Annotated in this window: 22 protein-coding genes; 4 read left to right on the plus strand and 18 right to left on the minus strand. The window is 47.6% G+C overall.

Annotated elements, in window-relative coordinates; translation table 11 throughout:
- Positions 1–119: 119 nt before the first annotated feature.
- Positions 120–977 carry an AraC family transcriptional regulator gene (locus AC0YN4_RS16425; RefSeq protein ID WP_475782165.1) on the plus strand — a complete coding sequence of 286 codons (858 nt, stop codon included), beginning with the start codon at positions 120–122 and terminating at the stop codon, positions 975–977.
- Positions 978–1090: 113 nt separating this feature from the next.
- On the opposite strand, the gene AC0YN4_RS16430 is transcribed toward AC0YN4_RS16425, so the two are convergent.
- Together AC0YN4_RS16430 and AC0YN4_RS16435 are read right to left on the minus strand one after the other, a co-directional pair.
- The gene (locus AC0YN4_RS16430) at positions 1091–1255 is read right to left on the minus strand and encodes a DUF1328 domain-containing protein (RefSeq protein ID WP_475782166.1); all 165 of its coding nucleotides are present in this window, start codon (positions 1253–1255) and stop codon (positions 1091–1093) included.
- 465 nt (positions 1256–1720) lie between these two features.
- On the minus strand, positions 1721–2932 hold the full coding sequence (locus AC0YN4_RS16435) for an asparaginase (RefSeq protein WP_475782167.1): 1212 nt from the start codon (positions 2930–2932) through the stop codon (positions 1721–1723).
- Positions 2933–3214: 282 nt separating this feature from the next.
- Here AC0YN4_RS16435 and AC0YN4_RS16440 point away from each other — a divergent pair, with 282 nt between their 5' ends.
- Positions 3215–3394, plus strand: coding sequence for a hypothetical protein (locus AC0YN4_RS16440; RefSeq protein ID WP_475782168.1), 180 nt, complete (start codon positions 3215–3217; stop codon positions 3392–3394).
- Positions 3395–3490: 96 nt separating this feature from the next.
- Positions 3491–4723 (plus strand): NAD(P)/FAD-dependent oxidoreductase, encoded by a 1233-nt coding sequence (locus AC0YN4_RS16445; protein ID WP_475836189.1) that lies wholly within the window; start codon positions 3491–3493, stop codon positions 4721–4723.
- Positions 4724–4728: 5 nt separating this feature from the next.
- Here the strand turns inward: AC0YN4_RS16445 and cls are convergent, their stop codons facing one another.
- On the minus strand, positions 4729–6156 hold the full coding sequence (cls, locus tag AC0YN4_RS16450) for a cardiolipin synthase (protein ID WP_475836190.1): 1428 nt from the start codon (positions 6154–6156) through the stop codon (positions 4729–4731).
- Positions 6157–6300: 144 nt separating this feature from the next.
- Between cls and AC0YN4_RS16455 the strand changes: the two genes are divergently transcribed.
- A complete protein-coding gene (locus AC0YN4_RS16455) occupies positions 6301–6774 on the plus strand; it encodes a bactofilin family protein (protein ID WP_475836191.1) in 474 nt (157 codons plus the stop codon).
- Positions 6775–7090: 316 nt separating this feature from the next.
- On the opposite strand, the gene AC0YN4_RS16460 is transcribed toward AC0YN4_RS16455, so the two are convergent.
- From AC0YN4_RS16460 to AC0YN4_RS16530, 15 genes are all read right to left on the minus strand, one after another.
- The gene (locus AC0YN4_RS16460; protein WP_475782172.1) at positions 7091–7891 is read right to left on the minus strand and encodes an ABC transporter permease; all 801 of its coding nucleotides are present in this window, start codon (positions 7889–7891) and stop codon (positions 7091–7093) included.
- Positions 7884–8822, minus strand: coding sequence for an ABC transporter ATP-binding protein (locus AC0YN4_RS16465; RefSeq protein WP_475782173.1), 939 nt, complete (start codon positions 8820–8822; stop codon positions 7884–7886). The genes AC0YN4_RS16460 and AC0YN4_RS16465 overlap by 8 nt, the downstream gene beginning before the upstream one ends.
- Before the next feature lie 111 nt (positions 8823–8933).
- A complete protein-coding gene (locus AC0YN4_RS16470) occupies positions 8934–9158 on the minus strand; it encodes a hypothetical protein (protein WP_475836192.1) in 225 nt (74 codons plus the stop codon).
- A 234-nt stretch (positions 9159–9392) separates the two neighbouring features.
- Positions 9393–9869: a hypothetical protein gene (locus tag AC0YN4_RS16475; RefSeq protein WP_475836193.1), complete on the minus strand. Its 477-nt coding sequence runs from the start codon at positions 9867–9869 to the stop codon at positions 9393–9395.
- A gap of 24 nt (positions 9870–9893) precedes the next feature.
- Entirely contained in the window at positions 9894–10406 is a 513-nt protein-coding gene (locus AC0YN4_RS16480) for a DUF1854 domain-containing protein (RefSeq protein WP_475782176.1), read from the minus strand.
- A gap of 146 nt (positions 10407–10552) precedes the next feature.
- Positions 10553–12418, minus strand: a complete 1866-nt coding sequence (locus AC0YN4_RS16485) for a stalk domain-containing protein (RefSeq protein ID WP_475836194.1) — start codon at positions 12416–12418, stop codon at positions 10553–10555.
- A 34-nt stretch (positions 12419–12452) separates the two neighbouring features.
- Positions 12453–12713, minus strand: a complete 261-nt coding sequence (locus AC0YN4_RS16490; protein ID WP_475782178.1) for a hypothetical protein — start codon at positions 12711–12713, stop codon at positions 12453–12455.
- Positions 12714–13223 (minus strand): VanZ family protein, encoded by a 510-nt coding sequence (locus AC0YN4_RS16495; protein WP_475836195.1) that lies wholly within the window; start codon positions 13221–13223, stop codon positions 12714–12716.
- Positions 13213–14169, minus strand: a complete 957-nt coding sequence (locus AC0YN4_RS16500) for an LCP family glycopolymer transferase (protein ID WP_475836196.1) — start codon at positions 14167–14169, stop codon at positions 13213–13215. Before AC0YN4_RS16500 ends, AC0YN4_RS16495 begins: the two co-directional genes overlap by 11 nt.
- Positions 14170–14290: 121 nt before the next feature.
- Positions 14291–15664, minus strand: coding sequence for a sugar phosphate nucleotidyltransferase (locus tag AC0YN4_RS16505; RefSeq protein WP_475782470.1), 1374 nt, complete (start codon positions 15662–15664; stop codon positions 14291–14293).
- A gap of 87 nt (positions 15665–15751) precedes the next feature.
- Entirely contained in the window at positions 15752–16783 is a 1032-nt protein-coding gene (locus AC0YN4_RS16510) for a GDP-mannose 4,6-dehydratase (protein WP_475782181.1), read from the minus strand.
- A complete protein-coding gene (locus AC0YN4_RS16515) occupies positions 16764–18134 on the minus strand; it encodes a UDP-glucose dehydrogenase family protein (protein ID WP_475782182.1) in 1371 nt (456 codons plus the stop codon). The genes AC0YN4_RS16510 and AC0YN4_RS16515 overlap by 20 nt, the downstream gene beginning before the upstream one ends.
- Before the next feature lie 30 nt (positions 18135–18164).
- Complete coding sequence (locus AC0YN4_RS16520; RefSeq protein WP_475836197.1) at positions 18165–19283, minus strand: CapA family protein; 1119 nt, start codon at positions 19281–19283, stop codon at positions 18165–18167.
- 41 nt (positions 19284–19324) lie between these two features.
- On the minus strand, positions 19325–20818 hold the full coding sequence (locus AC0YN4_RS16525) for a lipopolysaccharide biosynthesis protein (protein WP_475836198.1): 1494 nt from the start codon (positions 20816–20818) through the stop codon (positions 19325–19327).
- A 69-nt stretch (positions 20819–20887) separates the two neighbouring features.
- Positions 20888–21841 (minus strand): ATP-grasp fold amidoligase family protein, encoded by a 954-nt coding sequence (locus AC0YN4_RS16530; RefSeq protein ID WP_475782185.1) that lies wholly within the window; start codon positions 21839–21841, stop codon positions 20888–20890.
- Positions 21842–21883: the final 42 nt, after the last annotated feature.

Here is a 21883-nt window from a genome sequence, read left to right on the forward strand (position 1 = left end):
TGATGTGAACTTCACATGGAATTTTGTGACCTATTAACGATATTAATGAGCAAGCTGTGTTACAATACCTGTAAGCTATTTACAAGCTATTTACATGAAAATGGAGGTGTTTCAGCGCGATGTCGCTGCAGCCTACCTATACGGTTCTGTCAAATCCGGTTCCTAACGAACATGGTGATTTATATGTATTATTCTCTGGGGAAAGCCAGACAAAGCCCGATCATATGATCGGGCCTAAAGTCTATGATTTTTATTTGATGCATCATATCCTGTCCGGCGCCGGCACCTTCGCTTATGCCGGCGGACAGTATGAGCTGCGAGCCGGGCAGACCTTTCTTATCCCGCCCGGGCAGCTGATCAGTTACGCATCAAGCGAAGCCGATCCTTGGCGGTATCGCTGGATCGCGTTTGAAGGCCGGCTCGCGGAACAGCTGGTGGTCGGCGCCGGTCTCGATTCGGCGATGCCGATCGTCGATACGGGAGACAACCCGCGCGTTGGCGTGTTGTTCCGCAGCATCCAGCGAACCTTCCGCATTGGCGGTGGGGCGGCGCATCTGCGCGCAGTCGGTTACCTGCACTTGTTGTTCGCGGAGTTCGGCGAGGCTCTGCCCGAAACGAATTCCGGCGCGGCGCAGCGCGGGCAAGACAGCGAGGCGCTAACCGGCGACGTCATCCGCTATCTGTCGACGCAGTATGCCGAGCCGATCTCGATCGAGCATATGGCCGATGCGCTCGGCTACAATCGCGCTTATTTGTCGCGCATCTTCAAGCAGCAGACGGGCATTACCCCCGTCACGTTTCTGCTGAAGCTGCGCATCGACAAAGCGCATTTGCTGCTGCGCGAGCGTCTCGAGCTGACGATCGAGCAGATCGCGGCGTCCGTCGGCTTCCAGGACGCGCTGTATTTCTCGAAGCAGTTCCGCCGCTTCTACGGGCAGTCGCCGACGGCCTATCGCGAAGCGATGCGGCGGTTATAGCGCGGCTCGTGCTTGCCGTGAATTGGCGCTTGATGCAAGGGCGCGATTGCCACCGCGGACGAAACGCTTAGCGCGATTACGGCTGCGGGTGCGCTTCGCGCTGGACCACAGTGCTAAACGCGTCTGCGGCCGAAAATAAACGAAATCACAAACAGCACCAGGAACACAACGAACAAGATTTTCGCAATGCCGGCTGCTGCCGACGCGAGAGTGAAAAAACCAAGAAAACCTGCGATTAAAGCAACGATAAAAAACATAAGTGCATATCCCAACATCATTCCTCACCCTTTCGGTTCGATTCGTTTGTATGGTGTAGCACCTTGCCTTACTCTGCTTTAAACAGCCTGTTCCTACTTGAAACGCAAAATAGGGTTACCTCATCATCCAAACTCTCGGATGAACTGAGGTAACCCATTGATTTTGCTTACTTTATAGTTAGTTATAACCATGTGAGGTATCCAGTGCCGCTCATTCGAGTAATTCAGGCGATTTCACCGAATGTACGGTACAGCGTAGCGCTCATCGAGCACATTTATTCGATTATGCAGCATGTGCGGTACCTGGTACCACTGAGGCCAACTAATGTTACTCGATTCGACGCTCTCCAACTAACTTAGCACTCCCCGTCACATTGGCGGTTTCCCACCAATATGTTACTCCTAGCGCCACTCTTCCGCCGAATCCGACGGGTTTCCACCATTGTGTTGCTCCTTGAGCTAGTCTTGCCGAAGAAAGTAATCCGGTCATCCGTTCAGCTTCAGCGTAAGGCAGGATTCGCGGTGACCGACGAGCTGACCGGCGTCGTTTCGGATCTCAGGTGAGATTTGGCTGCGGATACGCGCGATGAGTGCTTCGCCAAGCTTCAGCTGTTCGAGGATGGCGCAAACTGCTTCCGGCCACGGGGACTCTCCGCCGTCGGCCAGCTTAATGACAACGGCGAGCCGCTCCTTGCGGAGGCCGAATACGAAGACGCCTTGCGCGCCGCTCTTGGCGACGACATTCCCGTCACCCAGCATAATGCTCGCCAGCCGGTCCGGTCCCTCCACTAGGGTCGGATGGCTGATCATCGCTGCGGCGATGCGCTTCGCAGCAGCTGCAATGGCAGCCACCTCAGGCGCATCAGCCCCTTCCTCCGGCGTCCCAGCTGCTACTCCCGCTTCTGCCATTTGCACAGTGGCCCTGCCAACTTCGCCGCCACCTGCCACAATCGGAGCTCCGAATCCTCCGCCGGCCTGCAACTCGCTCGCAACCGCGGCGCCGAGCTCTCCCGCTACAGGCGAAGCCGGTTCGCTGCCCCAAGCGGCAAAACGCGCATAAACAAGCGCAAGCCGCCACATAGGCATCGCGAACACCGGCAGGCCGCAGCCGTCGATGGCGCTGCCAATCTCCGCCGGAGCAAGCTCCGCAATCATCGCTACTGTGCGCAGCAGTTCCTGCTGGAGCGGATGCTCCGGCTGCGTATACGTCTCAAGCGGCCAGCCGCGCAGTTTGCATAACGCAAGCATGCCGATGTGCTTGCCCGCACATACGTGAAACAGCTTACGTGGCGCCCCGCCCTGACGGAGCAGCTCATCGCGAGCTTCCTGATTGGCCGGAAGCATCGGCCCAAAGACCAGCTGTTCCTCGCGAACGCCGGTTTGTTCCAGCATTTGTTCCAGCACGGCAATATGTGCCGGCGTACCTTGATGGGATGCGCACATCAGCGCAATAGCCTCATCCTTCAATCCATACGTGTCAACGACGCCGCCAAGCACGGAGGGCAAGGCTTGAATGGGTTTAGCGGTAGAGCGCATATACGTCCATATAGACGCATCCCCAACCTGCGCGATGAGTTCACCGTCCCATGTCACGACTGCCGCGTGACCGCTGTGAACATTTTCTACCCACTCGCCTCGTGTCGTCTGAACGAGCGGAACTCCCAGCACACTCGCTGCTGTTGTTGCTGTCTGTATCATCGTGCTCACCTCTGGCATTTTTCCAATCCTACTCCCCAAATATGTTTTCCTCTACACCTATACTTCCGCCAATACGATAGGTTACCGAACATTCCCTTACTTTTCCCTACATTCCCTCAATCCCTACCAGCTTATTCGAGAGCCCATTCTTCGGTTTCACGTTTCAACTTCTTCTGTCTGTGGTTATATAGAAGTCAAGTATACACCTTATCGAAAAATAAGGTTAAAGCCAGCGCACCCGGTGCCAATGCTTAATCCAGTATACCAAAGGAGCCATCGATCATGGAAAATCCAATCTGCGGGCAAGCCGGAAGCAAGTCAAAGCCAGTCTCGAACGCCAAGAACGGTTCAATGGTTCAAGACTACCAAGACATGAAACGACTCGGCCATGACATGAAAAATATGAAGACGAACAGCCAGCTGCAGGATGAAGGTCTCATACCTGATCCGATTCAAGAATAGCGTGTTTGTTTAGCTTAATGAAGTGGAGGGATCATGAAAGATCCCTCTTTTTCTTGTCCAAAAATGGGCATAGTAGCTACTGGAGGTATGATACTGATGAAAGTACTACATAAAGGTCATCTCTATTGGCCGGAGACACTAACGAACCATGCAGCCTACCCTACTCTAAACGGCGATACGGATGCTGAAGTTGCAATCATCGGAGGCGGGATGTCGGGCTCAATATGCGCGTACAAGCTCGCCCAGAAGGGAATTAAGACCATTCTGCTCGAACGAGGGGATGTCGCAGGCGGCAGCACGACGGCCAACACGGGCTTGCTGCAATTTTGCAATGACATTATGCTGTGCGATTTGATTGACCAAATTGGCGAGCGTGATGCGGTTCTCTTCTATAAAGGTTGCGCCGAAGCAATCGTTCAGCTGGGAGCAATCGCCGCTGAGCTGCAAGCGGATGTCGGATTTAGCCCAAAAAGCAGCTTATATGTAGCCAGCACCGAGCAGGATCTGCCCAAGCTGAAGCGCGAATACGAGACACTAAAGCACCATCACTTCGATGTGAGCTACTGGGAACCGGAACGAATTGCAGCGGCATTCCCATTCAGCAAGCCTGGCGCAATCGTGACTCGAGGGGATGCGCAGTTGAATCCTTTTCGATTCGTTCATGCCCTTATCGAAGCAGCGACGAGCCGCTACAAGCTTGCTGTTCACGAACATACCGATGTGGTCGGCCATGAAACGGATGCAGACGGAACGCATGTGCTTCGCACTGCGTCGCAGGCTGTCATTCGAGCCAAACATGTCATCTATGCGATTGGTTACGAACCGGAGGAACTGCAGGGACAACTTATCAAAGCAAATTTGGACCGTACTTATGTCATCGTAACCGAGCCGCAAACTCATCTTCAGCCTCCGTATAAGGACTATTTTGTATGGGAAACCGCCCGTCCTTATTTCTATATGCGCATCACCGACGACGGCCGGGTAATTGCCGGTGGCTATGATGAAGAATCCCCTGCACCGTTGAAAGAGAAAAACGCGAGAAGCAAACATGCGGAGCTGCTGCTCGCTCGCGTACAAGCCTTCTACCCTTCCTTCGATGCACCGATTGCGCATGAATGGAATGCAACCTTCGGACTCTCGCGTGACAACCTGCCTTTCATCGGAGAAGATCCGAATTGGAGCGGTGTCTATTATTGTCTCGGTTACGGCGGCAACGGAACCGTGTACAGCATGATGGGGGCAAGCATTCTCCATGCTCATATTATGCAAACCGAGCACCCGCTCGCCTCAATCGTGGCTCTGAACCGACCATCCTTGCAAAACGTATAATGATGCTACAACAGCGGCGAGAGCATACGCGCAACAGCTTCTCCGGCCTTCTGCCGAAGCGGTCGCTTCATAAACGCCTCGAGCGTGACCTCGCCGCTATCCTCCATATCCTTCATGAAATCCGCCTCCAGTCGGTCGATCGCCTTCTCATCGAACAGAAGCGCATTGATTTCGAAATTGCTGAAGAAGCTTCGCATATCCATGTTCGCCGTCCCAACCGATGCCAGCAAGTGATCGACAATGAGCACTTTGGCATGCATGAAGCCTTTTCGATACCGATAAATCCGCACACCTGCCGCGAGCATTTCCTCCGCATAAGATAGCGTCGCATTCAACACCAGCTTCGTGTCCGGTACATACGGAATGATAATTCGCACATCGACGCCGCTTAGCGCTGCCGTACGAAGCCCCATTAACAGACTGGGATCCGGAATGAAATAAGGGGTCTCGATATAAATACGCGATTTCGCAACCGATACTGCCGCAAACACACACTCCAGTATGGCTTCATCTCTGCTGTTCGGTCCGCTGGCTACGATCTGAACCTGCTCACTGCCGGAGCATGAGTGCGCAGGCATATAGAGTTGATCCGCCAGCCGCTGCTTCGAAGTGTACCACCAATCCTGCATAAACACTTCCTGCAGAAAATAAACCGCATCCCCTCTAAGCTGCAAATGCGTATCCCGCCAGAAGCCGAGCTTCGGATTGCCGCCGAGATACTCATCTCCGATGTTAATGCCGCCGAGATATCCGACCAGTCCATCTACGACGACGATTTTGCGATGATTCCGGAAATTCATCCGTTTATCAAAGAATGCCATTCGCGGCGGCAAGAAGCAGCTCATCTGTACACCGGCCTGCTCAAGTTCCTTCACGTAATTGCGGCTTAAACTCAAGCTGCCAATGCCATCATAGATGACTCGCACTTCAATGCCTGTCTTCGCTTGTCGAATAAGTGCTTCCTTAAGCCGCAGTCCAACGTGATCATCTCGGATCGTATAAAACTCAATATGAATATGATGCCTAGCTTCCTCAATGGCTTGAAAAATAGCACCGTAAGCAGCATCTGCATCTGTCAGCACAGTCGATTCATTGCGACTCGTAATCGGCGACAACGTCAGCCGCTGCAGCATGTAATAGAGTCTCTCCTGCTCGGCAAATTCTTCGCTATGCATATCGCTAGGTCGCTGCACCTGCTCGCACTGTGACAGCGCTTTGCGTCTCATCCACTCGGTGGAGCTGCTGATTATACGAAATTCTTGCTGACGCTTGTACGCTTGCGCGAGAAAATAATACATCACAAAGCCGATGATCGGCAGCACAAACAAGATCAGCAGCCAGGCGACGGTTTTGGCCGGACGACGGTATTCGAGTGCAAGAATTGTAGCGATTTGGAAGATAAATATGAGCAGTGCCGCGAGTATCCACCCCAAGTCCAGCCCCCCTTTTCATGCGATAACAGCCATTCCTTCTTAGACTAGCTTTCACCCCCCTCCTAGCGGGTATACATCTGTAATTGGCATGTTTTAAAGCTTCTAAGAATAAATAGCTATATGACCTACCGTACGAGAGGGAGGATGATCGCAGCGATGTTCAAAGAGTCCAAACGGTCTGGTTCGGCCGAAACTCTGATCGGACTAGGCACGTCTGTAGAAGGGAAGTTAGTTAGTGAAAGCAGCATTCGGATCGAAGGTGAATACCGAGGGGATATCGATTGTAAAGGCGATGTCATTATCGGGGAATGCGGCGTGGCGAGATCGGGCATTATCGCGCGCGACCTAACGATTGCAGGCAAGGTATTCGGAGATATTGTGGCAAAAGGAAGATTGACCATCACCGCTTCCGGTCAATTGTTTGGCAATGTGCTGGCCCATACGATGCTGATTCAAGACGGAGGCATCTATAACGGCAACTGCCGCATGGAGCGCGCTGTCGAGCAACGGACTCGGCATCTGCCGGAAAATGCCGACCCTGCGCCACAGCAGCAGCCACAACAACCGCAGCAGGTGAAGGAAGCACAAGCGAAGGAGAAAGCCCGGCAGGCCGGTTGAAGCCAGCGAGCTAACCTTCTGCCTTTGGCAACATATAGAGAGCCGCTAACCATCACTTACGTGAAGGTAGCGGCTCTTTTTCTTTTATATAAAAAAACACTGTGATATTCATTGAAGAAGGGTATACGTTAGATTCGTTGGGGCATAAAAAAATAAGCAACTTGAATCAGTTACAAGTAGGTCAGAAAGTAACCTATGAAATTGATGGCGCTTTGTTCTTAACTAATCCGGGGCACGGCGAAGCGAAATCGATCGTTCCGGTCACGAGTGAATAACAAAAAGAGAGAAGGGCGATTATTCCCCTTCTCTCTTTCCATTATGTCGCAACATCACGTTTATTAAATATCAGCCACGTGATACCCACGAATACAATATAGTAGACCGCCAGTACCGCCAGCGAGAAGCCCATGGTCAGCTCATGTATATTGTGTGTGATGACCGAGCTTTGCAGGTATTGCTTCAAATCCAAGTGAAGGAACAGCAGATATTCTACCCAGGCATACTTGAGATTGAAGAGCAAACCGCTTGCAATTAGCCCGAAGAAGTAGATGAACATCGATAAACCGATGGCCAGCCCGCCGCTGCGGAAGATCGTCGAGAGCATGAAAGCGAATGTAACAATCATGATAAGCCCGATGTAATCCAGCAGATACACTTGAATCATGTATGACAGCGGATGAGAGTTGTTTAGCACGCCCAGCGCCGCATTCGCTGTTGCGCTGTCGTTATAGCCGAACAAGATCAAGTTAAGCACATAGGACGACACCAGCATCAAGACGGAGAGCGTCAGTGCGAACAACAGCAGCGCTATGTATTTGGAAAGCAAGATCTTCGAGCGACTCCACGGGCGAATCAGCAGCAGCTTTATCGTGCCTGCCGAGAACTCGCCGGCTACACACTCCGCCGAGACTACGACGGTGAAGATTGTAATGAGATAATAGGTAAACTGTTCGATCCCGTTCATAATCGTCCACATCGTATCATGCTCAGAGAACACTTTCGACAGCGAGCTGACTACGACAACGATCAGCAGAATAATGCCGAGCATGATCCAGGTGCCAATACGGCGGTAGATCTTCATATTCTCATTACGTACGAGCTGCAGGAAATCAAACAACCTGCTCACCTCCTGTCATCTCTAGGAACTGATCTTCCAGCGACTTGTTCAGGACGCGAATGCCGTACACTTTAATGCCCGCTTCGACGAGTTCGGCATTGAGCCGCGCTATCGTTTCCCGATCAGCCCTTACAAGCGCCGCATCCGCCTCACGCGAAGCACCATGCTCAGCCATCAGCTGCACAGCGGCATCCGGCTGATCCACCTCGAAGAGCACTTGATTCGTCTCATCCGCGAGCGGTGTACCGGGACGAATACTGCGAACATCGATGAGCTTGCCGGCTTGTATAATCGCAACCCGATCGCACATGAGCTCCATCTCACTGAGCAAATGACTCGAGACGAATACGGTGATGCCTTCATCCTTGGCCAGCTTTCTTAAGTAATCGCGCAGCTCGCGAATACCGGCGGGGTCCAGCCCATTCGTAGGCTCGTCCAATATGAGAAGCGACGGTTTATGCATAATGGCTTGCGCGACGCCAAGCCGTTGACGCATACCGAGCGAGTAGGTTTTCACTTTATCGTGAATCCGACTCTTCAGCCCGACAAGCTCAACGACCTCGTCTATGCGCTGCTTCGTAATTCCCGGCACCATCCGCGAGTAATGCAGCAGATTTTGAAAGCCGGTCAAATATTTGTACATTTCAGGATTCTCTACGATAGCTCCGACATGACGAATGGCATTCTCATAATCCGTCCGGATGCTGTGTCCTTCAATAAGGACGTCACCTTTGGTCAGCTTCATCAAGCCTACCATCATCCGAATCGTTGTCGTTTTCCCGGCTCCGTTAGGCCCAAGAAATCCGAATACCTCCGACCGAGGTAAATCCAATGTAAGATCCTCGATGATGGTACGTCTTCCGATGACTTTCGTTACCTGCTGAAGACGAACGAGCGGCTGCTGCTCGTCTTGCTCGGACCGATAATCCACATCTATCCCCTCCTGCTTTAGGGAAGCCGAATGGTACTCATTCAAACTTCACATCTCCTTCAGTATAACGAAGTAAGGAAGGGATTGGAAGTTTTACGTTAACTCGGCCGTTTAGGAATGCGCAACAAGCAGATGTTCCGCATGATAGGAACGGATAAATTCTGCTACAAGTGCATCTCTTTGCTGCGCATTTTCTTGCGAGTGGATGAAGCAAGCTTTGCACAAACCGAGCGGATGGATAACACGATAAAAGCCGGTTAAAAACACCAATTCCGCATCGATACTTGTCAGCGTCCCTCCGCAGCCTACACAATGAAACTGTTCCTTCTTCGTCATGTCAATCGCCCCTTATTGATCGGATTCAAACTACTATATGTAGCAATTCTGATAGTTATGTTACGAATTGTATCGAAGTTAGAATACGACAATTATCGCTACATGTCAATAGGGAAGAACATGAATAAAGCAAGAATTTTGTCGTGTATGCGCTTTCAAACACAAACAAAAATAAACGGGCGATGCGGGATCTTAATCAGCGTTAATGCCGACCTCTCCCCATCGCCCATTTGCTTAACCCCTGACATCCAATCGCGCGTAACTTGCTTCTTTCCTATAGTTCATTCGCTTGTACAATTCATGAATCCGTTGCTGCTTCGGACGCATAGCCTGCAGCTTGGCAAGCAACGCACAAAGTAATCCTTTACGGATTCCCTCATCCGGAAGTAAAGCGCAGCCGTAAATGTAATGATTGCCTTCGAGTCTCCTCCACACCGTATGTGCGAGCAGACTGAACTGCCACTCTCCGAGTGTAACGACAACTTGGAGCATATAGCTGCGGTTGACAGGCAATCGGAGATGGCTCAGAACTTGCAAGCCCGATGGGCTCATATTTTGCAGAAGGATCGGCGTTGGCTTACTGGCATCCCCTTCTTGTCCTTCAATGTGACAAATTGACATTTCAGCCCGTACGCCGCCTATCAGCTTCATTCTGACATGCTCCCGCGGCTTCATCTCCGTCTCCATTGTCGCTACGCCTCGTTTCATCATATGTTACAAAATGTATCTACGACATCAAAAAAAAGGGTCCCTGCTATTGATCCACCAATACTGGCTCTGCGCATCCATGCTCTCCACATTCGAAAGCATATAACGACGGCCGTCCATGTCCGTAATAATCCAGCGGCCGGAATTGATTGCATGGACATGATCGAGCAGGTTGTCCATCGTAATGGTGAGTCTGCCGTAGTCGGTGTCCACCTGCCAATTCCAATCCGTATCATGCTTATGAATCGACGTAATCCTTTTAATAGAAGGAACTACGTTCTGCCTGTTCAGCTCTTCCCTTGCTGTTCTTTGGCTGCGTTCATCCAATTGTTCAATTTCGTGCAGCAGGATGATCTCCTCGTTCAGCTCGCTTCGAATGGAGATGAAACGATCCGGAAACGAATGTGGAAGCTCACGCACCAGCTTCACACACTGGTACTGCCGTCCTTCCTTATCCTCTGCCATTAAAGTGCCGTCCTCTGCGCGATAGAGTAGAATCGGACCCGCTTTCTTCGGTTTCATGTAGACAATATTGCTCATGAATCAGATCACCTCCGGCGCATCTATTCAATGGTTAGCAAAATGGGATCAGGAAATAGAGCAGGCCTAGGCCTGCCCTCTTCCATAAATTAATATAATCGCGATCGTCTCTTTTAATTTATGATACATTTTGTATCGTGTCAAGCTTAATCTGTAGTTTTAATGGTAGCTACTTTATTATCGTTATCCCAGCTCACTTTGGCACCGGCAGCTTCACTGACGAATCGCAGATTCACATAAAACATGCTTTCCGGTGAAACAAATGGGGCAGGCGTTATCTGGAACTCCTTGTTATTCACACTTGCTTTATAACTGCCGCCAGCCATCTTAATGGTTAAATTCTCTTTGGACGCAATGACAGATTTGGTCGTGTTGTTCCATTCCACCATCATGCCCAACGCCTCAAAAATTTGCCGGAAAGGAACCATCGTGACGCCTTTAATTATCGTTGGTTTTACCTCAAAACTAAGCGCTCTGTCGTTTACGATGATCGTACTGAATCTACTGCCGACCGATCCGTTATACGCAACACTTTCGAGACTATAACCAAGTGACGTATCCGATTTCAAGCTTGCGAACGGTCCGAGATTTTGATCAATAGGGTTCCTGCCGATGCCAACCTTACCGATCGGGGTCCTGCCTCCGATGTAATAGTTGGTATTCGCGAATCGGACGCTTGGATTCCAGCCGGCCGGATCCAGAATGGACAGTGCCAGGGTATAGTTTCCGTTCGGCACGGACTTCGGAATCGTAAACATGCCGTTAACTGTGTTCACAGCAGGCGCTTCATTGTATGCTCGAGTCGCACTGTTCCAATCTGTACCCGGCAGCCAATTTCGAATATCCGCTTGGAACAGCCCTTTCCAGGCAACCGTTCCGTCACTCTTCAGCAGACTCGCTTCAACCGGCCAGTTATAGTAGAACGGAGAGGAGCCATTATTGGTCACTTGGAACAACACGTTCATCGTCCCGCCTGGCGTCACATTACCCGTAAACGTAGCCTGATTCAGCACGTAACGATAACCAAGCACCTTCTGCATCGCCTTTGCCCCCGCTTCGACAGCGGAATTGTTGGCTGAGAAATCCGAAATCCACCCCAAGCTAGAGGTGTGGGTACGCATAATCCAGTCAATGACATAATTCGTATGTGTCATGTTGCTCAGCGTTCCATCCGGGTTGCCGCCGAGTTTGGACTGATCGCCCCAATTGTAGGCTACTTCACCGCTATTGATCTGCGTCCGCCAAGTATCGCGCCTAATTTCTCCATTCCCGCCGGATGCGTCTTCCGGCAGCGCGAAAGAATCCCATTGAATGCCGAATTCGTAATCCTTGAACGTCTCCGGATAACGCACGAGTACTTTCTTGTTATGGAAAGCGGCCTCGTACGCATCGCCAAGCGCAATTTGGAAACTAAGTGGGATTTGATTGGAGCGGTCAGCAAATTTTCTGGGATGAATATGCTGCTCTCCCCAGTTTCCATATAGTCCAAGCTCTACAAAAGCTACTCGCGGGTCATTATCCCAAGCTTGCCCGATCTTTGCGATAAACGCTACAAGTCGCGATTTCAAGTCTTCTGACAGCCATTGATTGACGGGATCGCCATGTTCGACCCCATTCGGCCAAAATTCCCCGGCGCCCGGATAAACGATGACGACTCGCGGAACAACCTTAATATTTTTCTTCTCAATGCCAGCCCAGGCTCTATTGCTCCAATCGATGATCTTCTGAACAGAGTCCGTTGCATCGTATTCCAGATCAGTGTACTTGATATAATGTTTATAAATATCTGCATACTCCCGCTTCGGAAATGATCTATCGTTTATGTTGCGCGATGGTCTGAAGCCCATGATCGGATTATTGAAAGCTTCCGAAGTTTCGGTCAATTTGACCGTAATTGGCCCTACTGCCCCATCTGCATGCTCGTAAAAGCTCGTTCCCCTTCCACTCCAGATCCAGATCAACGTGAGCAACGTTGCCATACAAAGGAGCAGTCTTAAACTTCGTTTCTTCACCTTGTCCCTCCTATATTAAACTCAGATTCTTCGGTTACTGATCCGCTTTAATAATTCGAACCACTCTATGTTCCTCATTTTGAAGAAGAATAGCATATACTTTATCACCTATGTATAACGGTGTATCTTGCATAAAATTAGTTTCGCTAAACAAACAATGAGATTCTAATCCATTCGTTGCCTCATAACAATGCTCATGAGGGCATTCCACAATGGTAAAAACGGAAACTTCAGTAGGCGTGTTGTTCATCATACCGATTAGCAACGCTAAGATTTTAATAGAAGATGGTATCATTTATTGACGCGCTCCTCTCTTCACAAACCTTCCATAATAAGTACCCGCCATATAAACAAACAAGCCTATGCAGCCTCCAGTAATATCAACAAGGACGTCCTGTGAATTCGAGGTTCGACCCGGAGATACACGCTGGTTTAATTCATCTAGCGAAGCGATCATAAGGACAATAAGTAGAGGGAACGGCCATCTTCCGGAGAGATTATCCTTCGTTTTCGTAGCGACAGCTGCTGCAATGGCAAGAACACCATACATGAACAAATGAGCGCCTTTACGGATTATAAATTCAATGAATAGATAAGGATCCCCATGGGAGGAATAGCGTCTGTGGTGATAATTGAAGGTTACATCCGGCAGCACCTCTCTGATTGTATCCTCCGTCACGATTCGATGCAGGGCAGGTTGTATGTTCTGTTCCTGATAGGATTGAGAAGATAGGATGAAGATGATGACAATCCAGCAGCCTCCGACGAACAATTGAATCATGTACCTCATGCCTTTATTGCTCATTCGAAAGTACCTGCTGAAGTTGATCTTTGATTATATTATGAATGCGATCTCGTTCGCTGTCGTCTACCAAGTAATACCAAACCTTATTCATAGTCTTCCCATATCCTTTTATTTCCACTGTATCGATTTTATTAATCTTAGGCCGGTAATCGGTAACGAATTGTTTCATCTCATCAAAGGTAACATTCGTCTTCACGCTGTTTCCCAGTTCGCCAAGAAGCGAATGCAGGTGAGTCACATTGGAGATGTTCATCGCGTTGTTCATCACTTGCTGCAGAATCTCGCGTTGCCTGGAGTTACGGCCGAAATCTCCTCGCGGATCATCATAACGCATGCGAGAGTATTTCAAGGCATCCGAACCATTTAACATCAAGTGGCCTTCCTCGAACAAATGACCCTCATAGTCAAAAGCAAACGGATTATCCACCTCAACGCCGCCTATTAAATCGATCAATCGCGCGAAACCTTCCATATTCACTTTGGCATAATAATCAATCGGATAATCCAGAAAATGCTCTACCGTTTGGATCGACATCTCCAAGCCGCCAAACGCATAGGCGTGATTGATTTTGTCCACCGTGCCGTGACCGATGATATCGGTTCGTGTATCTCGAGGAATGTTGAACATCAGAATGGAATGTTTCGCCGGATTAACAGCCAGCACAATCATCGTATCGGAACGCCCTCGATCATGCTCTCGCTCATCCACACCTAGGACAAGAACGGAGAAGGGGGCTAGATTTTTCATTTGGACCGGTTCAGGTGAAACCTTTTTCAATTCAACATCTTTACTAACATAGACTGTTTTCGTGGGCTTAACATCTTCATACATCTTCGCAGCAGCCTGCTCGACAGAGTTGTATAGATACCAAGCTACTCCACCTGCAATCACAAGGATTACAGCGGCTCCAGCACTCGCCCAAACCAGAAATCGCTTCAGCTTCATGTTCAAGACTCCTTATAGATCACATAGTTTGCACCGTAGTGCTGAGGAATGCCGGTCGTTAACAGGCGTACAGCACAAAGGCCTGCCTACCGGTTAGTAAGCAAGGCCTTTGTTCCGAACATTACACTTTGATACAGCTGTCCGTAATTTCTTTCCATGTGGTATATAACTCGACGATTCGATTGACTTCCTGACTTTGGCCGCTTTGAACCACGATCATCTCAATCTCTTTCACCGCTCGTAATGTATGGAGCGTTTTCATTGGAATATGAAGGATATTGCCTGCCTTTACATGCATATAATTACCGTTCTGCAGGAACTCCCCTTCGCCGTTCACGATGGTCCATACTTCTTCTCGGTACGTATGCATGCGGTAGCTAAGGTTTTCTCCTGTTCGGATTCCAACACGCTTGGTAGCTACACACCGGCCATCCTCATAGATCTGGTCGTCAAGAACTCTGACCCAGCCCCATTTGCGTTCTTCATATTTCGGCTTCTGATTGTAGTTGATATAATCTTTTATTCTAGTGCTTGCGCTCTTACTGGAAACCAGAATTCCGTCAGGACTGGCTGCGACAACAATGTTCGATAAGCCCACAATGGAAACGGGGATATCGATTTCATTGATTAAGTGCGTATTGTTACAATCCTCGCTTATGGTCCCTCTGCCAATTTGATTATTCTTCATTTCCTCGGTCAACGTATTCCAAGTACCAAGGTCCTTCCAGCCCCCTTCATAGGGAACCACCACAATACTGCTGGCTTTCTCTACAACCTGATAGTCAAAGCTAATCTTAGGAAGGACCTGATATTGCTTACGCAGCTCATCATATTGAATCGGCATATTCAGCTGCTCCAGAAGTGAAATCAGGTAACCGAGCTTAAACGAGAATACGCCGCAGTTCCACAGAGCCTGCTGTGCCAGAAGCTCCACGGCCTGCGCTTCTGTCGGCTTTTCGCGGAAATTACGAACTTGCTTATATCCTTTATCCGAGGTTTCATCGGCTGCGGCAGGAATAATGTATCCGTATTTGGAAGATGGATAAGTTGGCTTAACACCTATCAAGGCCAAATCGGCTTTCGATTCGTTTAGCACTTCTTCCATTTCCTTAATGGTTTCAAAGAAATTATTTTCTACCAATGGATCCACAGGCACGATCGTAATCGTCTCACTCAAGCTAACATCTTTAACCGAGTAGAGATAAACGGCAGCCAGAGCGATTGCAGGAAAGGTATCTCTGCGCTCAGGTTCAATAATTAACGGAACGTCTGTGCCGATTTGACTTTGCATCATTTCAACCTGGCTTTGACTGGTTGCAATGAAACTATGCTCACTTAGATGGCTGGATTCCAGCTGTCCCCATAACTGCTGTACCATCGAAATCAATTGCTGCTCATCATTCTCAAGCACTTTCAGAAACTGCTTCGATCTAGCATCATTGGAAAGCGGCCAAAGCCTGGTTCCGGAACCACCGGATAGCAGAATAAGTTTCATCATTCACTCCTCCATTCTCTCTATGAAACGAATTTCCATGAAACAAAAAATGGGAGCAGCTTTTGAAAGCCACTCCCAATTTATGGATTAATTCAATCGATAATATTCACAGTACCAATCCGTGAAATGCTGCAGTCCTGCTTCAATTGACGTCTTCGGCTTAAACGCAATGACTTTGTCTAATAATTCCGTTGATGCATAAGTAGCAGGCACATCACCGGGTTTAATCGGTTCAAATACTTTCTCGAAGAATACTTCCTTGCCTAATGAAATGCTGAGGCATTTCTCCAGCGTTCCAATGAAAGTCATTAATTTCTCCGGGCTATTATTGCCGATATTATACACTTGATGGGGAGCATTCTCCTCCGCTGACGGAGGGTTACTGAACAAACGCTCGATCCCTTCCACAATGTCATCTACATAGGTGAAATCTCGGTATAAGTCATTCTCGTAATCGCCGTTGTTGAATATCTGAATCGGCTTACCTGCAAAATAGTGATGCGTAAATCCAAAATAAGCCATGTCAGGCCGACCTAATGGGCCATACACCGTAAAGAACCGTAATCCCGAAATAGGTATCTGATACAAATGACTGTAAGTATGAGCCATTAATTCGTTTGACTTCTTGGTAGCCGCATAGAGGGATACAGGTTGATCAACGCGATCGGACTCCTCGAAGGGGACCTTCTGATTGGCGCCGTAGACGGAGCTTGAAGAGGCGTAGAGGAGATGCTCTACCGGATAATGTCTGCATGCTTCAAGAATCGTATGGAAGCCGACAATATTACTTTGAATATAAACATCAGGGTTCTCTATGGAGTACCTAACACCGGCTTGAGCGGCTAAATTCACCACTACATGAGGTTTATATTCCTCAAAAGTAGACATGATCAGAGCCTTATCCGAGATATCACCTTTAATAAAGGTAAACCTCTTATAAGGCTGTAACAGATCTAATCGCGTATATTTAAGGCTGATGTCGTAGTAATCATTGATATTGTCAATCCCAATTACGCGACAGCCTTGTTCCAAGAGTTTTCTGGCCAGATAATAACCAATGAACCCAGCCGCCCCGGTAATTAGGTAAGTCTTACTCTTATCAGGAGTATTGGTATTCAATGTGCTTCGACTCCTTCATCCTATCTTTTCTTGCAGACTTTCTTCCAATGGAGTGATACTCTACCCCTGCCTCTTGCATCCGAGCAACACTGTACATATTTCTTCCATCATAGACTAGAGGAGTTCTCATCAGGTTCTTGTACGTATCCGGAGATACTGCCTTTACCTCTCCCCATTCCGTAAATAGAAAACACACATTGGCTCCGTCCAGAGCCTGCTCGATTGTAGCGGCATACGTCATACTGCCGCTTCCATTCTTGCCTGCCGGATGCTGTTTAGCAAAGTTCTCCGCTCCGACAGGATCATACGCCCATATATCCGCACCTTGCTCCAGTAATAAAGGAATATTCTCAAGCGATGCAGCTTCCCTCAAATCATCCGTTCCGGGCTTAAACGTTAAGCCTAAGACGGCTACTTTAAGACCATTGAAGGTAATGAGTCTCTTACTGGCTTTCCTATATAAGAGCGTCTTCTGTTCTTTGTTAACATCAATCGCAGCCTTGACCGTCTTTAACTCATAGCCCTGCTGCCTTGCAATGTACGCTAATGCTTTCGTATCCTTAGGAAAACATGAACCGCCGTAACCTATTCCGGCATTTAAGAACTTGCTTCCAATCCGTTCATCGTAGCTCATTCCTCTCGCAACATCCTCGATGTCCGCACCGACAAGCTCACATAGATTGGCAATATCATTCATATAGGATATCTTAAGCGCTAAGAAATCATTGGAAGCGTACTTGATCATTTCTGCCGATCTTCTGTTTACAGCTACGATAGGCAAATGAAAAGGCTGATAGATCTGCTTAAGCAGTTCCTCAGCCCATTTACTTTCCGTTCCTATAATAATTCGCTCGGCGTGCAAGGTGTCATGTACGGCCGAACCTTGTGCCAGAAATTCCGGATTGGATGCTACTTCCACATTCACATCATGGACTAAGAAATCCCGAATGAATTGCTCCACCTTATCATTGGTGCCAACGGGAACGGTTGATTTGACTACAATCAAGCAGTCCTTCTCCACCGATTCCGCAATCTGCCTGGCGACTGTTGCGATGTAGGTAAGATTCGCAGATCCATCCGGCTGCTCCGGCGTTCCTACACCGATAAAGATGGCATCGGCATCTCTGTAGGATGCTTTGTAATCCGTCGTATAACTGATTCTCCCCGCTTCATAATTTCGCTGCATCAAGGCTTCTAATCCCGCCTCATAAATCGGGGAAACTCCGGATTGCATGACCTTTACTTTATTCTCATCTATATCCACACAAGTGACTTGATGTCCGACTTCCGCAAAACATACGCCTGCAACTAATCCGACATATCCGGTTCCGGCAACTGCGATTTTAAACATGTAAAGCCCCCTCTACTGTGGCATATCATTTCATTTCGTTTTTAACCCCGCTAATAATAACTCCCGATGAGCTTCACACTCTATAAAATTTTGCATCGCCAACAAGTTAGGTTTAGAGTACCTTTTTCTCAATAACCGACCATTCAGCAGCTTTCGATCTATTCTTGACATCCATTTGCCCAATCCGGAGAAAGCCTTTAAATAGGCTTCTGTATGGGTATGGGCAAATTCCCGATATCGCCGCTCTACAAAACCTTCTTGGCTTATTTCCTTGGATCGGCTATAAAAGCCATTCAGAATGTTGTCCGCTTCGCTACCTTGAGCTGCTCGGATTACATGCTTCTGTTTGACAACCGGTACATAATCCACTTCCAATCGTTCGTTTATTTTAACTTTTACTAACAAGCTTGATTGCCAGAACTCACTATCCATATAATCAAATATGAAATTGCCATGTCCATAGATGATTGTAGAATCCAGATAGCTTTCACAAGCTCCGACACAATGACTATGCTGGCAGATGACGAGATCTGCGCCCTTCTGCACCATTTTCCTGCATACTCGCTGAACATTGGGGGATGGATATCGATAGTGCTCTTTCCCGCCGTGGTATAGAACAATCACGTAATCACACTTTTGTTTGAGTGCTTGGATATGATCAAGGCTTTCTAATGGATCAAATGGATTCGCCCCGGCAGATGTAGTAGTGGCTATCGTGAATTCATTCTCCGCACAAGCATAGATGCCAACCGAGATACCATCTTTATGTAGGATATGAGGTTTAGCAGCTTCAACGACATTATCAGCTGCTCCCACGAAGGGAATGCTGTATTGCTCCAGTAAGCGCTTTGTACTATGGAATCCTTGCACGCCCTGGTCTAAGATGTGATTATTAGCTAGCGTCACTAGTGTAGGCTGTAATTGCTTTATACCGTGTATTGTCCTTGTCTTGGCTATAAGATTAGGGCCGGACTTCGCAATCGGCGTTTCTTGATCCGTAAGTGGAACCTCTAGATTAAACACTCTCATATCCGAAGAGTTCCAAATCTCTAACAGCTCTTCCCCAAGCAATGCACGAATATCTCCTTTAGCGAATAAATCTTCATTTGATCCAGTCGGAACCAGATCACTAGCAATCAGTATTTCCATGTAAATTCACCCTCTTACTATGAAATGAAACGACTTATCCTTTACCACTTTTTAATTACGATTCCTTGGGTCGAGCTTAACACAGTGCTTCTTCTCCGTAGCTTAGTCGATAACATATTCGTTAAGTAGACGTAACTATCTATGTTGAATAAGTGGGACGCCCCGACATAGATGATTGCACCGCCAACAATTTGTAACAACAGTATCAAGATTGTCGGAAGTGCCAGCCATGAGATCGTATAGATGCTCCCACCCATTACAAGCGATAATAATAAGGAAGGTGCTAAATCGCGGAATTGTTCCCGCATGGAGTAATTCATCAATTTTTTATTAGGCATCATATTGATGAACATGGAGATACATGCAAAAACAGCATTGGATAGTGCAATTGCATATACGCTTATATTCATACTGATCAGCAGGAGAGATACACCGATTATTTTCTTAATAATCTCCAGCTTCACAAGCATGTCGCTTCTTCCAAGCGCCTTAATGGCTTGCCAGTTAGCCGTTTGCATCGGTTGAAACAACCAATAAATACAGCATATCTGCAAGAAGGGAACGGCAGCCGCCCATTTCTGAGTCAATAAAACCACGATTAATGAGGGTGCAATGCTCATGAGGCCAATCATAAGCGGAAAGATCAAATAAGCGGTAATTTTCATGGACCGCCTGGTTACATTTTTCAAGCGAGTGACATCGTTATTTACTTCTGACATCGCCGGAAATAACACTTTACCGATCGCTGTATCGATGCTGTTAATCAGAAGTGTAGGAAACTGATTGCCTCGATTGTAATAAGCCAATGCTGTCACTGTATACAGCTTGCCTATCATCAAACTTCTTAGCTCGAAATAGAAGATATTAATAAAATTAGCGGCTACAAGCTTCCATCCAAATCCTACAAGCTTCTTGATAGCGTCCATCGAAAATAACAATCTCGGTCTCCATGGCGCTATAAAGAAAAGCACGATTGTATTTACGATCGCATTCACTAAATATTGGGCTACAAGCGACCATACACCGTACCCGAGATAGGCCATTCCAATACCGATCAAACCGGAAGCTATCGTCCCGCCAATGGTCGATATAAACATCTTTTTAAACATCATTTTCTTCGATACATAAGCCTGTTGAATGGTAATAATCGACGACAGAGGCAATATAAGTGCAATGACTCGCAATACCGATACTAATTCGGATTTGTCATAAAACGCGCCTATAGATGGGGCAGAGAAAAATAATATCGTATAGAGCGCGATGGAGAATACTACGCTGAAATAAAAGAGAGAAGAAAAGTCCGTTTCATCTGCATCTTTTTTTTGAATCAATGTTTCGCCCAAACCATTTGTGACAAAAACATTAGCCAAATTGGTAAATACAAGTACCAAAGCAATTAATCCGTACTCGCTGGGCATGAGCAGCCGTGCTAACAGGATCGACAAAATGAATGAAACGCCCTGCGAAACAATGCGTTCGCTGAATGCCCAAAATACGCCGGATACTACTTTATTCTTCAATCCGCTATCTCTCATGATATCTCCACTCCGAAAAATCCACCTTCAACAACATCGGAATGATTGGTTGTTGAAGGCGGATTAGGGTTACCTTCCTTTGATAGATCCTTTAACAAGCGAATTAGGCTGCTTCTCGTGCAAGTAAGGTAACACCAGTTTATCGCCTATCATTTTGTTGTTCTCTACAGGGTAAAACGTGCCAATGCCGTTATTCGGATAAAACGTCATTTCGCCGAAATAAATTTTGCCGGCAAAGTTATAGAAATCGATTCTTACAAATGGAAATCCATTGGCCAGCGATGTAGCGTAACATAACATTTCATCCAAATTATGCGGCTTTGGAATTTCTACTGAAGAATTAGCTACAATAAACCGTAAATCCATTTGGGTCCAGTCCACATTGTAATAATTTCTTCGGTGCTCGCCAAAGCGATCTATGTCCAATTGAATGATTTCCGGTTTACCATGAAAGCATAAAATCTTAAAGTCGGCCGGCGAACGGCCATTATCATCCAGATACTCTTCAATGATGATTAATGGCTTGATATCCTTGTATGCCCACTCCCTGCCGTAGAAGTAATGATTTGATTTTAAGTAGCTTTTAATTTTTGCGAAGGCTTGATTGAAATCCATTGTATTCTTATCTTTGCATAGGATGTTTTGACCGCTGCCGTGATTTACCTTGATGACAAAGGAGCTCGGCAGTGCCGCTAGATCTATGTCCTCTACCTTTTCGTAGACGCCATATAGTTTATTCAATACCTCGCTGCCTATCTTCTCCTCCACATAACTCCGCACCGCATATTTATCCGCACACTTCGTCATCATCGGATTATGCCAGTGAAGCTTAAACCATTGTATCTTTTCATTAATCGTCTCCGGATTGCTCAGATCGATTTTCTTACCCATTTGTTTTCTGTATTGCATTTTGATATAGAGTTCGTCTGGGACAAAGCTGGAAATTTTTTTCCTGGCTTCCCTTGCCTTAATTACCGCTGTATATAAGATTGGGCTGCGCTTAATTATGTCTTTAACCCTCATTCATTTGACCTCCCAAGAGATAGAGAATCCAACAACAATAAC

Source organism: Paenibacillus sp. J22R3 (assembly GCF_056269305.1).